Consider the following 15,405-nt stretch of genomic DNA (forward strand, 5'->3'; position numbering starts at 1 on the left):
GCGCGATGCCCCGGATCCCACTGTCTTACGTCCTCCCGTTTTGATCCTGTACAGGACGCATGAACCGGCTATGAGCGGAAAAGTCCATACGCCCCGTGAACCGCCGATGGGGCGAGTGCGCGACAGCGCACCCGCCCCATCAGGCGATCACGTCAGCCGCCCCAGATCTGGGCGTTCTTCGACTCGGTCGCCTGGTAGTTCTGGGCGGCACCGTCGAGGGCCTTGGCGATGGCCTCCAGCGTCTGCTGCATGGAGGCGGCGCGCTGGTCCCACTCGGCCTGCTTGGCGCGGTAGGCCTCCTGCGCGGAGCCCTCCCAGCTCGTGGAGATCCGCTTCACGCCGCTCTCGAGGTCGTCGAGCTGCTGGCGGATCTTCCCCGCCGTGCTGCGGACGTCCTGAGCGGCCTGGGAGATCGTGGCGAAATTGACAAGGATCTGCCCGGACATGTCTTTGTTGTCTCCTCAGTTGTGGGAATGATCAGTCATGCGGCACGCACGCCGAGGCGCACGGGACCGATCATCCGAACGGGGACTGCGCAGCGATGTTCTGGATGGACGCGCGCTGCTCTTCTTCCGACGCCGCGTAGGCCTTGGTGCTCTGGTCGATCGCTTCCTTGATGTCGCCCAGGATCTGGTTGATCTTGGTGGCATCCTGGTTGACCTGGTTCTGCAGGTTGTTGTACGCGGTGGCCGCCGAACCCTTCCAGCCGCCCGTGATCGTGTCGATCACGGTCTGCAGCCGGCGGATCTCGGACTGAATCGAGGAGCTGACCGTGGAGATCTGGCCGCTGAACGCAACCATCTCCTCCTCGGTCATGGTGAACTGCTGTCCAGCCATGCTGTGTCCCCCATGAGACGTAGGAGTTCTAGGTAGACCCGCACTCGGAACACCACCGCCGAGGGGCGGCAGGCGTATCCAGTCTGGTCCGGCACCACTCTAGTCGCATCCGCCGACAGAACGAACATCCGAAGGGTTCTGTAGCAAGATCGCGATGAACTCAACTCACCTTTTTCACAAGTTGTTTGCTATGCGCGCGCGACGCGCGTGATCCATAACGTGATCCATAACAGGGGTGCACGCGCAGCCCTCGACGGGGGCGCCCCGGCGACCTTCCGAGGCTCCCGCGAAGCACCGCTCCGAGGCTCCCGCGAAGCACCGTCCCGCGGCTCCAGCGAAGTCCCGTCCCGCGGACGCCTCGAAGTCCCGCCCCTCAACTCCCGCCAACCCCGCCCGTCAAGCCCCGCAACACCACAAGAGGCCCTCCCCCAGCCCAACCGGCTGAAGCAGAGCCCCTCGTAGCGATGAAGCACTGACGCCCGTCTACGACCCCTGCGCCTGCTCCGCGTTCCCGCTGCTCAACTCCGGCCCCGCAGCCAGCAGATCGGCCCACGCCGCCGGTACCGAGACCGGCTTGATCTTGCCGTAACCGAGCCTGACCTGGGCGGTGTTGGTCTGCTGGGTGTCGGCCTTCTCGCCGCCGGTGACCTGGCTGTCGTTGCGGGCGGGCACCGAGTAGCGCAGACCGGTGTCGGTGACGAGGAAGGTGCTGCCGCCACCGGCGTTGGCACCCGTGAGGCGCTTGAACAGCAGGCCGCTGCCGGGCGAGACGTAGGTCCTCGAACCGCTCTGGGAGAGGTCCTTCGGGTAGTCCTGGCCGGACCACACCGACATCAGCGGCATTCCGGTCCGCTCGTTCTTCTGGCCGCCGTGCCAGACGCTGCACGAGATCTTGTTGCCGCCCTGCTCCCAGTGCGTGTTGGCCTGGACCACCGGCTCCTCGGGCCACCGCATCTCGTCCATCCACTCACCGGTCTCGGGGTGGATGTCGTTGAAGCCGACCTCGATCGGCTCCGGCTTGCGGCCCGCGTACACGGCACTGATGAAGGGGCTGCGCAGCCACATCTGCGCCGCGAAGTCGGACACCGGCTGGACCTTGTCCTTCAGCACGACGTACTTCTGCTCGCCGGCTCCGGAACCGGCCTCCAGGACCATGCCGACCTTGGAGAGATCAGGAGCGAGCCCCTCGACGTTCGCGTCCGCGCCCGCGTCCTCCGCCATGTTGGGGAACTCGAGGGTTCCCGCCACGTTCAGCGTCTTGAGGAAGTCCGGGCTCACGCTCTGCGGCTGCTTCCCGTCACCGAACACCGCGCGCTCGATGTCCTGGAGCGAGTTCTTGCTGGCGAGACGCCAGGCCTTGCCGCCGATCAGATAGGCACTGCCGTCCGCGGTGACCATGTACCGGGGGCCGTTGCCGCTGATGGACGTGGAGTCCTTCGGGCCCTCGACGTACAGGACCTGGCCCTGCTTCAACTCGCTCTTGTTGTGCAGCAGCTTGTTGTAGTCGCTCTTGTCCAGCACGTACGTCGCGCTGACCGGCTGCCCGTCCTGTCCCGGGGACTGGCACAGCGCCCAGGTCTTGACCGTCTCGGCGTCCTTCGCGGAGGGCAGCCGGTCCGGGGCGAAGGGGATGCCGACGGTGGCGCCCATCGGGTACTTGCTGTTGTCGAGCACCGACTCCTTGATCTTCATGACCTGGGGGTTCTCGCCGTTGAGCAGCAGCTTGGCGGAGGCCAGGTTGAGGACCGGGTGCAGGCTGAGCTTGTTCTCGCCCTTGGTCTTCACCAGCACGTAGCGGGTCGTCGACTCGCTGCCGACGAGGATGTTCTTGCCCTGTTCGTCCCAACCCTTCGGCGCGGTCGGACTGAGCATGCCCCAGGCGCCGAATCCGATGAGCACCAGCGCCGCCACACCGAGACTCGGCAGGACCGTCTTCAGGGGGCGCGGCGCGGCCTCCTCCGAACCGTGCGGAGACGGCTGAAGAAACGCCGCCACCGTGCGCCTGCGCGCGAAGGAGTAAGCGTTCAGCTCATCCCGACGTGTCGCCATCGATGGGTCAACTCCCCGTTATTTCGCTTTGTTGCCGAATGCGGAACTCCCCAGGGCCGCCCGGTAGTCCGTGGCGTTTGCTCCTGCAGGGGCCTCTACTATGCCGTGTGACGATCGCACCGTACGGTACGGGGTACGGTGATCCGCCGCCAGCTCGAGTCGCGGCCAGACAATGCAAAGGGGTTGTACCGGGGGATGAGCACTGCGACCAGGTCCCGGCGCCGTAACGGCGGCCGTCGTACCGAGGAGAACCAGGGGCCAGGGCAGGTGCCGGAACCGGCACAGCCGTCCTCGGCCCCGCGGCCCGCGAGTCCGGCCTCACCGTCGCTCGCCCGGCGTCCCGGCAGCATCGGGCCCATCCGCATCCAGCAGCTCATCGGCTTCGAGCTGGCCGCCGCGGTCCTCCTGATCGGCTGGCTGCTGCGCCCCATCGGTCTCACCGTCGGCATCGTGCTGGCCGTACCGCTGGTCCTCGCCGGACTGCTGCGCCGGCGCGGCCGTCCGCTGCCCGAGTGGCTCAGCACCGCCCGCGCGCTGCGCGACCGCCGCAAGCGCAACGCCGAGCCCGTACCGCCCGGCACCGACCCCGGCTTCGCCCCGGCCGTCGAGTGCGACCCGGCGCTGCGCACGTACAGCTTCCAGGACCGCGAGCAGCGCGAGATCGGCATGCTCGGCGACGGCACCTTCCTGACCGCGCTGGTCCAGGTGCAGGCCGCGGACACCCCCCTGCGCCCCTCCTACGGCACCGGCGACATCCCCCTCGACCTGCTCCAGGGCCTGCTGGAGGTGGACGACATCCGGCTCGCCTCCGTGCAGGTCGTCCAGCACACCCAGCCCGCGCCCGCCCCGCACCTGCCCCCGCAGGCCATGGCGGTCCGCTCCTACGGCCCGCTCCAGGCCCAGAGCATGACGCCGGGGCTGCGCATCACCTGGGTCGCGCTCAAGCTCGACCCGGAGCTGTGCCCGGAGGCCGTGGAGGCCCGCGGCGGCGGTATGCAGGGTGCCCGGCGGGCGCTGCTGCGCGTCGCCGACCAGTTGGCCAGCCGCCTCATGGGGGCCGGCATGCAGGCCAAGGTGCTCAGCGAGTCGGACATCTGCGGCGCCATCGCCACCTCGAGCTGTGTCAACCCGATGGCCACCACCGGCGGTGCCGCCCTCGACGGCAGCCGCTCGGGCCGCCGTACGGCCGAGACCTCGCGCACCTGGCGCTGCGACGACCGGCTGCACACCACGTACTGGATCTCCAAGTGGCCGCAGTTCGGCGGCGGCGGACCGGCCTTCCCCCGGCTGGTCGGCGCGCTGACGTCGGCGCCCACGCTGGCGAGCACCTTCTCCCTCACCATCAGCAGGCGGCGCGGCAAGGTCCTGGCGCTGTCCGGGCACGTCCGGCTGACCGGCCGCGGCGAGAACGAACTGGGCGAGGCCGCCCAGCACTTGGAGCGGGCCGCCTCCGCCTTCAAGGTCGGTCTCGTACGGCTGGACCGTGAGCAGTTGCCCGGAGTTCTGGCCACCCTGCCGCTGGGAGGTACCCGCTGATGTCCGCTCCCACCATGCGTCCCTCGGGGCGCTCCGGCTTCGGTTCGGCGACCCCGGGCTTTCCCGGACAGCGTCCCGGGCACCTGCCCCGCTCCCCCGAGCCGGCCCGGCTGGGCCCCGAGCGGCGGCTGCGGGCGGCCTTCGGTCTGCTCGGCCCCCGGCGCGAGCGCCACCTCGTCGACGCCGACGTACTGGCGCAGCTCACGCTGCCGGTCGGCGACGACGGTCTGATCCTCGGCATCGACCCCGACAACCAGCCCGCGGTGCTGGGCCTGTGCCGTCCCACCCGGCTGGACATGGTGCTGGTGGGCGGTACCTGGCTGGCCCAGGTCATCGCCCTGCGGGCGGCGGCGATCGGCGCCCGGGTGGTCGTCGAGACGGCCCGTCCGCAGCTCTGGGCGCCGATGGCGCAGGCGGCCGGCGGCGGCCAGCAGTGCGTGACCGTGCACCAGGTCGGGCGGATCGCCCCGCAGGGCCCGTCCCCGGCCAGCCCGGTCCTGATCATCCGCGACCTGGGCATCCGTCCGCCGCGCAGCCGTCTCACCACGGCGCCCTGGCAGTCGGTGCTGACGCTGCTCCCCTACCTCGGCCCCACCGCGCCGCGGCTGCTGGCCAACGCGGACGTCGTCGGGATCCAGCGGATCTCCCCGCAGGAGTCCGAAGTGGTGGGCAAGTCCATGCGGTTGCCCCAGGGCGACGCCCAGTCCCTGCCGTCCCTCTCCGACAACGTCGCCCTGTGGTGCACGCAGAAGCACCGGCAGTACGTGATGACCCAGCCCACCGACGCGGAGACCGGTCTGCTCGGGGCGCCTCGCCGCATGGACTGACGGGCGGGCCGAGGGCGCGGCCAAGGTCTCGGCCCCTCGCGCGAGTTCGTGACCGAACCGTTGCGCCGTGTGAGGGGTGCCTGGCCAAGTAGGGTGCTGCTGCACGAGGTTCGCTCATGAGAAAGGGCCCGCCGACCATGACTGACGCGGACGACATCGCCGCAAAGACACCGGACGAGGACGTCAGGGCGCGAAAGGCGAGGGAACGGGACGAGCTGTACGGCCTGGACATCTCCGGCGTCGAATGGCACAGCGCGCCCGGCACCGAGGAGCACGAGGAGCGCGTCGAGATCGCGTACCTCCCCGAGGGGGCGGTGGCCATGCGGTCCTCCCTGGACCCGGACACCGTCCTGCGGTACACGGAGGCGGAGTGGCGGGCCTTCGTACTGGGCGCCCGTGACGGCGAGTTCGACCTGGAGCCCGCACAGCACGACGGCGGACCCGCCGCGCAGCAGGCGGAGTCGGCGGGCTAGGTCCGACACCCCGGCCCCGGCCGGGACAGAACCGGCCTCCCCGGTCCGCGGGAGACAGACAACCGTCACAAGGGCGACATCCGGGCAGGCACCGTTCCGTCGCGTGCGAGCGCACAGCGGACGGGCCTGCCCCGCCGACGCCTGTGGCGTTTACGCTTGATGCGGGTGCGACGTAGGAACCCACGGGTGGGTTGTTCGCGTCCAGGGGACTTCAGTCGGATCGGACAACAGGAACGGTCGCCCCCAGCCCGGCACATGAGTGCCCACAGGCACGAGGGTGCTCGACCACACCAGGAGGAATTGTGCAGAGCGATCGGGACGGGCTGCGCGCGGGCTGGACCACGCCCAGCGACGACCAGTCCGACGCGGAGTCCGCCACCGAGTTGACGGGCGAGTTCACCATCGACTACGCCGCCCCTGCCTGGTACACGCAGAGCGCGGCGCCCGAGGCGGAGGCGGCGCCTCCCGCGCCGGCCCCTGCCCCCACCGCGCCTGCACAGCACCCTGGTTACCCCGATACGTCCGGATCCGCGCCGACGGCTCCCGCTCCCGGCCCGCAGTTCGACCCGTCCGCGGGTGCGACCGGCGCGACACCGCCGCCTCCGCCGCCGTGGGCCGGCAACCCCGCGGCCCCGCAGCCCCCGGCACCCCCTGCCCCGCAGGGCGGTTACGGCTATCCGCAGCCCCCGGCGCCCCCGAACCCCCAGGCCGGCTACGGCTACCCCCAGCCTCCGACGCCCCCGGCCCCGCCGGCCGGCTACGGCTACCCGCAGCCCCCGACTCCGCCCAACCCCCAGACCGGCTACGGCTACCCGCAGCCCCCCGCGCCTCCGGCCCCCGTGGCCCCGGCCCCGCCCGTGGCCCCGGCCTCGGCGGCGCCCGTCCCGCCGGTGGCCCCCGCGCCTCCCACGGCGCCGACGGCACCCGCTCCCCCGGTCGCCCCCGAACCTCCCGCCGCCCAGGGCAGCACCGACACCACAGCGCCCTCGAACGGCGAGGACGCGCCCGGCGGTGACGACACCCCGTCCGCCGCCACCAGCACGAGCGTCCCGCAGCCTCCCGCCGCCCCGTCGGCGGACGCGCCCACCGCACCCGAGCCGTCGGCCTCCGGCGAGGCTCCGCAGGTGTCCCCCGAACCGGGCGACACCGCACCGGCCGCGCCCGTCCCGAGTGAGGCGGCCGCCGGCTCCGAAGCCGAGGGTGCGGACACCCCGCAGGCCCCGCCCGCCGCCGAGGCCACGGAACCGGAAGCCCCGGCCGCCACCTCCGCAGGTGACGCCGAGCCTGGCCCGGAGCCGCAGGCCGCCGCACCGGACGCCCCGGCCGCGCAGACCGCCGTACCGGAACAGCCCCCGGCCGCCCCGAGCACCGCTCCGGAGCAGCCCGAGGCCCAGCAGCACCCCGTACCGGAGCAGCCCGAGGCCCAGCCGGACGGCTGGCGGCCCCCGCCGGCGCCGCAGGGTGCCGTGCCGCCGCTGCCGCCCCAGTTCGCGTCGGCGGAGGCCGGCACGGCACCGCCGTCGGCCCCGGAGTGGACCACGGGCGGTCAGCCGCAGCCGCATGCCGTGCAGCCCGGCACCCCGCCGCAGGCACCCCAGCCGGCGGCCGCCGCGACCCCGCCCCAGGCACCCCAGCCCGCCCCCGGCGGCTGGCCGGCCAACCCGCCGCAGCCCGACGGCCCGGCGGCGCAGGGCGGTTACGGCTTCCCGCAGCCTCCCGCGCCCCAGAACCCGCAGGGTGGTTACGGCTTCCCGCAGCCCCCGGCCCCGCAGCCCGGCCAGGGCGGCTACGGCTACCCCCAGCCGCCGGCCGCCCCCAACCCGCAGGCGGGTTACGGCTTCCCGCAGCCTCCCGCCCCCCAGAACCCGCAGAGCGGCTACGGCTTCCCGCAGGCACCCCCGTCGCCCCAGGCACCCCAGGCCCCGCAGACTCCTCAGGCACCGCCCGCCCCGCAGGCCCCCCAGCCCACCCCGGGCGGTTACGGCTACCCGCAGCAGCAGGCCCCGGGGCAGCCCGGCCGGCCCATGCCCCCGGCCCAGCCGGGACAGCAGCCGCCGCAGGCGCCCCAGCCCAACCCCTACGCGGGCGCCCCCGGCCAGCCGGGCGTGGACCCGCGCACCGGTGCCGCCTGGCCCGCCGCCGTCCAGCACGACCAGCGGCAGCAGGTCGCCGGCGCGGGTGCGCCGCTCGGCTACAACGCCGCGGTGGAGCTGACCTCGGACCGGCTCGTCAACAGCAAGAAGCAGAAGGCCAAGAGCAGCCGTCCGACTCCCGGCGGGTCCAAGTTCAAGCTGGGCGGCAAGAAGGAGGAGCAGGAGCGGCAGCGCAAGCTCGACCTCATCCGCACCCCGGTGCTGTCCTGCTACCGGATCGCGGTGATCAGCCTCAAGGGCGGCGTGGGCAAGACGACCACGACGACCGCCCTCGGCTCCACCCTGGCCACCGAGCGGCAGGACAAGATCCTCGCCATCGACGCCAACCCGGACGCCGGCACGCTCGGCCGCCGGGTGCGGCGCGAGACCGGTGCGACCATCCGCGACCTGGTCCAGGCGATCCCGTACCTCAACTCGTACATGGACATCCGCCGGTTCACCTCGCAGGCGGCCTCGGGTCTCGAGATCATCGCGAACGACGTCGACCCGGCCGTGTCCACGACGTTCAACGACGAGGACTACCGGCGCGCGATCGACGTGCTGGGCCGCCAGTACCCGATCATCCTCACCGACTCGGGCACGGGTCTGCTCTACAGCGCCATGCGCGGGGTCCTGGACCTCGCCGACCAGCTCATCATCATCTCGACGCCCTCGGTGGACGGCGCGAGCAGCGCCAGCACGACCCTCGACTGGCTGTCGGCCCACGGGTACGCGTCCCTGGTGTCGCGGTCCATCACCGTCATCTCGGGTGTCCGCGAGACCGGAAAGATGATCAAGGTCGAGGACATCGTCACCCACTTCGAACAGCGGTGCCGCGGTGTCATCGTCGTGCCGTTCGACGAGCACCTGGCGGCCGGTGCCGAGGTGGACCTCGACATGATGCGGCCGAAGGTCCGGGAGGCGTACTTCGACCTCGCCTCGATGGTGGCCGAGGACTTCGTGCGGGCCCAGCAGGAGCAGGGCCTGTGGACGGGACAGGGCGGCCACCAGCCGCCGACCATGGCGCCCCCGATGCCGGGCCAGCCGCAGGCCCAGCAGCCGCCCGCCGCCCAGCCGCCGTTCCAGGGCTTCCCCGGCGCCCAGCCCGGCCAGCCGTGGCAGCAGCCCGGTCAGCCCGGTCAGCCGCAGCCCGGGTTCCCGCAGCCGCCGTACGACCCGAACGCGGGTCAGCCGCCGCAGCAGTAGCCCCACGCGAAAGGGGGCCGGCACCATCCCGGTGCCGGCCCCCTTTCGCGTCCCGATCAGGCCTGCGCGCCCTCGATCAGCTCACTGCACCGCTTCACGTCGTCGGCCATGGCCTTGAGCAGCTCGTCCAGCGACGCGAACTTCTGCTGCCCGCGCACATAGGCGAGGAAGTCCACCGCCACGTGCAGTCCGTACAGGTCGAGCCCGACGCGGTCGATGGCGTACGCCTCCACCGTGCGCTCGGTGCCGTCGAACTGCGGGTTGGTGCCGACGGAGATCGCGGCCGGCATCGCCTCGCCCTGTGTGTGCAGCCAGCCGGCGTAGACGCCGTCGGCGGGGATGGCGGTGTGCGGGAGCGTCTCGACGTTGGCGGTCGGGAAGCCGAGTTCACGGCCGCGCTGGGCGCCGCGCACGACCACGCCCTCGACCCGGTGCGGGCGGCCCAGGATCTCCCCGGCGCCCTCCACGTCGCCCTCGGCGACCAGGCGCCGGGTCAGCGTGGAGGAGAAGGGCTCGCCGCCGCCGGCCGCGCCGGTCACGTACAGGTCGACGACCTCGACCTCGAAGTCGTACGTCTTGCCCTGCTCGGTGAGGAAGTCGACGTTGCCCGCGGCCTTGTGGCCGAAGCGGAAGTTGGGGCCCTCGACGACCGCTTTGGCGTGCAGCTTGTCGACGAGGACCTTGACGACGAACTCGGCGGGCGAGAGCTTCGAGAACTCCGTGGTGAAGGGGAGGATCAGCAGTGCGTCCACGCCCAGTTCGGCCATGAGCTCGGCGCGCCGGTGGTGCGGGGCGAGCAGCGGCGGGTGGCTGCCGGGGCGGACGACCTCGCTGGGGTGCGGGTCGAAGGTGACGACCACGGAGGGGACGCCCAGCTCGCGCGCCCGGTCCACGGCATGCCGGATGATGAGCTGGTGCCCGCGGTGGACCCCGTCGTAGGAACCGATGGTGACGACGCTGCGCCCCCAGTCCTCGGGGATGTCCTCCAAGCCACGCCAGCGCTGCACTGTGACCGCTCCTCGTCGAACCCGTGTCCGGATGAATCTCAAGACCTGCGCAGGTCTAAGGGTGCCATGCCGCGTGCCCGTCGCCCGCATCGGCATGGGGGCTGTGACCCGACGCACGCGGACCCGGAGCACGCTCAGGCCGGAACCCGCACCCCCGCGAGGTTCTCGATCATCCGCCGGGTGCCTGGGCCGACCACCGCCGCCCACTCCCGCGGGTTCTCCGCGAGCCAGCCCGCCACCAGCGTGGCGAACCCGGGGACGTGCCGGCCGAGGTCGACGAGTCCGCGGTCGAAACGGGCCGCGCCGTCCGGGCTGCGGACGAGGAGGAGGCCGATGCGGTGCACGAGGTCCCGCATGCCGGCGTCGGCGCGGGCGGCGGCCGCGGGCAGCAGGGCGACCAGGACCGCGGGCTCCCGCTCGTGGTCCATGAGGAGGTCGAGGAGTTCCTGGCGGAGCGGGCGGGATGCGGGGCCGCCGGGCCCGGCGAGCACGGCCGCCAGCGCGGCCCGTACCCCTTCCGGACCGCCGTCGAGGAGTCCGGTGACCAGCGGGAGCAGCACGGCCCGGGCGGCGGGGCCCTGGTCGAGGCGGCGGTCGACGTACGCGGCCACGTCCCCGGCCGTCTCCGGGCGCCGCTCCACCACCTCCCGCACCAGCGCGGCCACCCGGCGGGCCAGGGCGGGCGTGGTGACGTCGGCGAGCGTGCGCAGCGCGTCCCCGGCGCCCGGTCGCCGCAGCCGCTCCCGGAAGGCGTCCAGGACCGCGTCGGGGTCGGTGGCGAGCGCGGGCACCAGCGCGTCCGGCGGGAACCGCGGGTCGCCGGCCGCGAAGTGCCCGAGCGCCTGCGGGAGATGACGGGCACGCGTACGGGGATCGCGGACCAGCAGGGCGAGCGCGCCGCCGTGCAGGGTGCAGTCCTCGGGGCGGGCCAGCAGGGCGAGGGCGGCGTAGCGCAGGAGTTCGCGGTCGGCCTCGGTGCGCACGTGCGGGGCGGCGCGCAGTCCGTACGCCACCGCCGCCACCCGCCGCGCCGGCCTCTCGTCGTGCGCCCACCGGTCCACGGCCCGGCACACCGCCGACGGCTCCTCCTCGGCCAGCGCGGCGAGCAGTTCGTCGGCGCGCAGGTGCGCACAGTCGACGAGCACCTCGGCGAGGTCGTCCAGGGCCCGGGTCCGGTGCGTGTGCAGCAGTGCCTGCGCGGCCCTCGCCACGGTGGCGTGCGGGGTCGCGGGCAGCGGCCGCTCGTCGTCGAACCAGCGGGTGAGATGCGGCTGTACGGCGGTGGGGTCGGCGGCGAGCAGCTCCGCGACGGCGTCCAGGAACCGGGGTCCCGGTTCCTGCGGTGGCCCGTCGGCGAGGACGAGACGGCGGAGCAGGTCCAGGCGGGTGCCCGGCGGGAGCCGCAGAGCGGTCCAGAAGGCGGGACCGAACACGGCCGGAACCGGTTCCCGCCGGTCGCGCCGGGCCACGAGGCGGTCGGCGAGCTGCCGCAGGACCTCGGTGTACGGCGTCGCGTCGGGCACCCGCAGCAGGGTCTCGGCGCACAGCCGGGCCGCCCACCAGGAGTCCGGGTCGGCGTCGAGGGCGTGCAGCAACTCCTCCAGCCGGTACGCCAGTCGGGGGGTGCCCTGCTGGCGGGCGACGAGGAGCAGGGCCTGCACGACGGGGCCGATGCGGTGGTGCGGGACGGGCAGCGGGTGTTCCGGGGCGGTGCGGCGGCGGTGGACGAGGGCGCGCAGGGCCTCGTCCAGGTCCAGGTGCATGCCCTGGATCCAGTCGGCGAGCTCCTCGTGGGCGAAGCGGTAGCCGCTGCCGGCTGGCACGAGGAGGCCCTCGGTGAGGACGGCCGAGGCCCAGCCGGTGCCGCCGAGCCGCTTCGGGGCCGGTCCCCAGGGGAACAGCGCCTCGAACGTGGTCCGGTCCAGTTCGCCCTGCCCGGGGCCGAGGCTGCGGCGGGCGGCCTCGTGGACCTGGCCGGAGACCTTCGCGGCGAGCCGGCGGACGGCGGTGCCGCGCAGCCCGCTCGGGGTGGCGAGCCGTACCGCGACGCGCAGGCACATGAGGTCGAGGTAGGCCTCGAAGACCTGGTCGCGGTCCACGGTGGCGTGGGGCGCGTCCGGCAGGGCGGCGCGGACCTCGGAGAGGAGGCGGAGGGTGAGGGGGTGGCGGGCGTCGGAGTCGGCGAGCGTGCCCTCGGGGAGGGCGTTGCGGGCCCGGGCGCGGCGGGCCTCGTCGTCGGTGAGGTCGCCGAGCCGTACGCAGGGCGGGAGGTGCCCCTGCGCGTCGCCGTGCAGCAGCTCGGCCGGGAAGGCCGCCTCCTCCCAGTGCTCGGCCCGGCACGCCACCACCAGCCGCGCTCCCGTCTCCCGCAGCCACTGGGCCGTGCCCTCGGTCCACTCGGCGAGGCGGTGCGCCAGGACCGGGGGCATCTCCTCGGGGCCGTCGAGGAGGAGGAACAGGGGGCGGCCCGCGGTGCGGGACAACGCGGCGAGCGTCTCGGGGGTGGTGTCGCCCAGCTCGGCCGGGTCGGTGTCCGCGGAGGCGGCCACGATCCGGGCCGCCCGGGTGAGCGCGCGGCGGGCCGCGTCGGCCACCGAGGTGTCGGTGTCCGCCAGGTCCGCGCCGCGCAGCCAGAGCGTGGGGGCCGGGGCGGGGCCGCGGTGGCGGCGGGCGGCGAGGGCCGCGAGTTGGGTCGTACGGCCGCTGCCGGGCGGTCCGACGAGGGCGAGGACGGGGGCCGGGCCCTCGGTGAAGGCGGTGAACTCCCCGGCGATGTCGGCCCGTTCGACCGGTTCCGTCGGGTCCTCGCGCATGTGACCGGCGAGCGCGCCCCGCGGTCCGTCCTGGCCCACCGAGGTGGCCGTCAGCTCCAGCACACCGGCGAGGTTGAGGTCGGGTCCGTACGCCGGGACCGTCGCGGCGTTCTCCGCGAGGAGGTCGGCGAGGGGCCCGGTGCGCGCGGGGCGCAGCGGGACCGCGTAGGCGCTGTCGCGGTGGCCGCTGTGCAGGGCGGTGCCGAGGACGGCGACCACCGCGCCGGTGCCGGCGTCGAGGACGGGGCCGCCCGCGGCTCCGCCGCCCAGGCGCAGCGCGTCCCGTCCCGCGGTGCCGATCGCCAACTCCAGGGTGTCTTCGAGAAGATGGCTGCGATCGGTGGCCGTGTAGGTCACGGCGGCGGGGCCGAGCACCCGGGCCTCGCGCCAGCAGCCGGCGAGCAGCCGCACATAGGCGCCGGTCCCGACGGTGTCGCGCACGGAGACGGGCAGCGGGTCCACGCCGAGCCCCTCGGTCCGCACGAGTGCCAGATCCAGCTCGGGCAGGGGGGTCACGGCGTCGGCGGTCACCACGCACCGGCGGTCCCCGGCGTGCAGCACGAGCCGGGGCAGCCCGTCGACGGTCTCGTGAGCGGTGACGACGGTGCCGTGGTGGTCGCCGACGAAGCCGGTCCCCCGCAGCCGCCCGGCGAGATCGTGAATCCGTACGAGTCCTGTGTCCTGGCCGGGTGCGGTCGAGATCTGTTCCCGGGGCGCGGGCTCGGAACGGTCGTCGCGCCGCCCCCACGTGAGCCTGTCGCACCTCTGCCGCCGCGGCCCGTCCTCCTCGGTGGCCGCCCGCTCGCCCCACCGGGTTCGCCGGCCGCTCTCGCGTGCCGCCCGGCCGGGTGGCACGGCTCCACCGACGGAGTCATCCCCTGCCGTCATGGCCGAACCTCCCCGCCGTACGCACGTTCCTGTTCTCGACGTTAGGCGTGCGGTGATCAGCGGGACAGATCTCGTGGTGAACGCGCCCCCTTCCGCTCCCCCGGTTCACTCCGAGCGCCTGCCCGCGCGGGTGAATGGAAGGGGGACGGCGGATACACCCTAGGGGTGGGGGAACCGAGGGGGGACCGTGGAGCGGCGGCGCAACCCCGTGATCGCCGCTCCACGGGCGGACCGCCCGGTGCCCCCGCGCTCCGGCGTCAGCCGAAGACGGCCAGGCTCTTCGCCTTGCCGTTGTGCTCCTCGACCAGCGCGAGGAAGCGGCCCTCGGGGTCGAAGACGGCCACCGTGCCGGCGCCCGCGTACTCGTCGGGCATGTCGAGCCGCACACCGTTGGTCAGCAGCTTGGCCCGGCGGTCGTCGACGTCCCAGCGGCGGAAGGCGGCCGCCGCGGCCTCGGCGATCGGCATCACCGTCAGCTCCTGCTGGAGCTGGTCGAGGGTCCTGGCGGCGTCCAGCTTGTACGGGCCCACGCGGGTGCGCCGCAGAGCCGTCAGATGGCCGCCCACACCCAGGTCGGCGCCCAGGTCCCGGGCGAGCGCCCGGATGTAGGTGCCGGACGAGCAGACCACGGAGACGACCAGGTCCAGGACCGGGGTGCCGTCCTCGGCGACCGCGTCCCGGACGTCGTACACCGCGAAGGACGAGATGGTGACGGGCCGCGCGGGGATCTCGAACTCCTCGCCCTCCCGTGCCCGCTTGTAGGAGCGCACCCCGTCGATCTTGATGGCGCTGACCTTCGACGGCACCTGCATGATGTCGCCGGTCAGCTTGGCGATCCCGGCGTCGACGGCGTCGCGGGTGACCTTCGAGGCGTCGACCGACCCCGTGATCTCGCCCTCGGCGTCGTCGGTCAGGGTCGTCTGGCCGAGCCGGATCGTGCCCAGGTACTCCTTCTCGGTCAGCGCGAGGTGCCCGAGTAGCTTCGTCGCCCTCTCGACCCCGAGGACCAGCACGCCCGTGGCCATGGGGTCGAGGGTGCCGGCGTGGCCGACCCGGCGGGTCCTGGCGATCCCGCGCATCTTGGCGACCACGTCGTGCGAAGTGAAGCCCGACGGCTTGTCGACGATGACAAGGCCGTCGGGCGTCCGGTTCTTCTGGGTCATGCGGTGGTGTCGTCCGTCTCGTCCTCGTCGCCCGGCTTCCGGTACGGGTCGGCGTCACCGGCGTAGGCGGCACCCGCCGAGACCTCGCGCACCTTCTCGTCGGACTGGCGGGCCTTGTCGAGGAGGTCGTCGATGGTCTTGGCGGTGTCGGGCAGCGCGTCGGCCACGAAGGTCAGCGTCGGGGTGAACTTCACGCCCGCCGCCGCCCCGACCGCGGAGCGGAGCACGCCCTTGGCGCTCTCCAGTCCGGCCGCCGCGGCCGCCCGCTCCTCCTCGCCGCCGTACACCGTGTAGAAGACGGTCGCCTCCCGCAGGTCACCCGTGACCCGGGTGTCCGTGATGGTGACGTGCGATCCGAGCCGCGGGTCCTTGATCCCGCGCAGCAGCTTCTGGGCCACCACCTCTCGGATGAGGTCCGCCAGCCTCTTGGCGCGCGCGTTGTCGGCCACTGGTCCGTCTCCTTAAGTACTTACT

Annotated in this window: 11 protein-coding genes; 4 read left to right on the plus strand and 7 right to left on the minus strand. The window is 73.4% G+C overall.

Annotation, left to right across the window (positions count from 1 at the left end):
- Window positions 1–152: 152 nt before the first annotated feature.
- The 3 genes from ACZ66S_RS33300 to eccB all read right to left on the minus strand — a co-directional run bounded on the left by ACZ66S_RS33300 (window position 153) and on the right by eccB (window position 2,886).
- A complete protein-coding gene (locus ACZ66S_RS33300; RefSeq protein WP_053850322.1) occupies window positions 153–446 on the minus strand; it encodes a WXG100 family type VII secretion target in 294 nt (97 codons plus the stop codon).
- Between the two features lie 70 nt (window positions 447–516).
- Window positions 517–837, minus strand: coding sequence for a WXG100 family type VII secretion target (locus ACZ66S_RS33305; protein WP_053850321.1), 321 nt, complete (start codon window positions 835–837; stop codon window positions 517–519).
- Between the two features lie 483 nt (window positions 838–1,320).
- A complete protein-coding gene (eccB, locus tag ACZ66S_RS33310) occupies window positions 1,321–2,886 on the minus strand; it encodes a type VII secretion protein EccB (RefSeq protein WP_469905297.1) in 1,566 nt (521 codons plus the stop codon).
- A gap of 195 nt (window positions 2,887–3,081) precedes the next feature.
- On the opposite strand from eccB, the gene eccE reads away from it, so the two are divergent.
- From eccE to ACZ66S_RS33330, 4 genes are all read left to right on the plus strand, one after another.
- Window positions 3,082–4,422, plus strand: a complete 1,341-nt coding sequence (eccE, locus tag ACZ66S_RS33315) for a type VII secretion protein EccE (protein WP_469905298.1) — start codon at window positions 3,082–3,084, stop codon at window positions 4,420–4,422.
- Window positions 4,422–5,249 carry a hypothetical protein gene (locus ACZ66S_RS33320; protein WP_469905299.1) on the plus strand — a complete coding sequence of 276 codons (828 nt, stop codon included), beginning with the start codon at window positions 4,422–4,424 and terminating at the stop codon, window positions 5,247–5,249. The genes eccE and ACZ66S_RS33320 overlap by 1 nt, the downstream gene beginning before the upstream one ends.
- A gap of 137 nt (window positions 5,250–5,386) precedes the next feature.
- On the plus strand, window positions 5,387–5,722 hold the full coding sequence (locus ACZ66S_RS33325; protein WP_469905300.1) for a DUF397 domain-containing protein: 336 nt from the start codon (window positions 5,387–5,389) through the stop codon (window positions 5,720–5,722).
- A gap of 302 nt (window positions 5,723–6,024) precedes the next feature.
- Window positions 6,025–9,060 carry an SCO5717 family growth-regulating ATPase gene (locus tag ACZ66S_RS33330; RefSeq protein ID WP_469905301.1) on the plus strand — a complete coding sequence of 1,012 codons (3,036 nt, stop codon included), beginning with the start codon at window positions 6,025–6,027 and terminating at the stop codon, window positions 9,058–9,060.
- Window positions 9,061–9,116: 56 nt separating this feature from the next.
- Here ACZ66S_RS33330 and ACZ66S_RS33335 read toward each other — a convergent pair whose 3' ends face one another.
- The 4 genes from ACZ66S_RS33335 to rbfA form a co-directional block, all read right to left on the minus strand.
- The gene (locus ACZ66S_RS33335; protein ID WP_469905302.1) at window positions 9,117–10,067 is read right to left on the minus strand and encodes a bifunctional riboflavin kinase/FAD synthetase; all 951 of its coding nucleotides are present in this window, start codon (window positions 10,065–10,067) and stop codon (window positions 9,117–9,119) included.
- A 134-nt stretch (window positions 10,068–10,201) separates the two neighbouring features.
- Window positions 10,202–13,768, minus strand: a complete 3,567-nt coding sequence (locus ACZ66S_RS33340) for a trypsin-like peptidase domain-containing protein (RefSeq protein WP_469905303.1) — start codon at window positions 13,766–13,768, stop codon at window positions 10,202–10,204.
- 257 nt (window positions 13,769–14,025) lie between these two features.
- Window positions 14,026–14,931 carry a tRNA pseudouridine(55) synthase TruB gene (gene truB / locus ACZ66S_RS33345; protein WP_469905304.1) on the minus strand — a complete coding sequence of 302 codons (906 nt, stop codon included), beginning with the start codon at window positions 14,929–14,931 and terminating at the stop codon, window positions 14,026–14,028.
- A complete protein-coding gene (gene rbfA, locus ACZ66S_RS33350; RefSeq protein ID WP_123763410.1) occupies window positions 14,928–15,380 on the minus strand; it encodes a 30S ribosome-binding factor RbfA in 453 nt (150 codons plus the stop codon). The genes truB and rbfA overlap by 4 nt, the downstream gene beginning before the upstream one ends.
- Window positions 15,381–15,405: the final 25 nt, after the last annotated feature.

It is taken from the genome of Streptomyces sp. NPDC107471 (assembly GCF_055582845.1).

Coding starts and splice junctions, on each gene's coding strand:
- truB (WP_469905304.1), bottom strand. CDS start 14,931: ATGACCCAGAAGAACCGGACGCCCGACGGCCTTGTCATCGTCGACAAG.
- eccB (WP_469905297.1), bottom strand. CDS start 2,886: ATGGCGACACGTCGGGATGAGCTGAACGCTTACTCCTTCGCGCGCAGG.
- eccE (WP_469905298.1), top strand. CDS start 3,082: ATGAGCACTGCGACCAGGTCCCGGCGCCGTAACGGCGGCCGTCGTACC.
- ACZ66S_RS33300 (WP_053850322.1), bottom strand. CDS start 446: ATGTCCGGGCAGATCCTTGTCAATTTCGCCACGATCTCCCAGGCCGCT.
- ACZ66S_RS33305 (WP_053850321.1), bottom strand. CDS start 837: ATGGCTGGACAGCAGTTCACCATGACCGAGGAGGAGATGGTTGCGTTC.
- ACZ66S_RS33320 (WP_469905299.1), top strand. CDS start 4,422: ATGTCCGCTCCCACCATGCGTCCCTCGGGGCGCTCCGGCTTCGGTTCG.
- ACZ66S_RS33325 (WP_469905300.1), top strand. CDS start 5,387: ATGACTGACGCGGACGACATCGCCGCAAAGACACCGGACGAGGACGTC.
- ACZ66S_RS33340 (WP_469905303.1), bottom strand. CDS start 13,768: ATGACGGCAGGGGATGACTCCGTCGGTGGAGCCGTGCCACCCGGCCGG.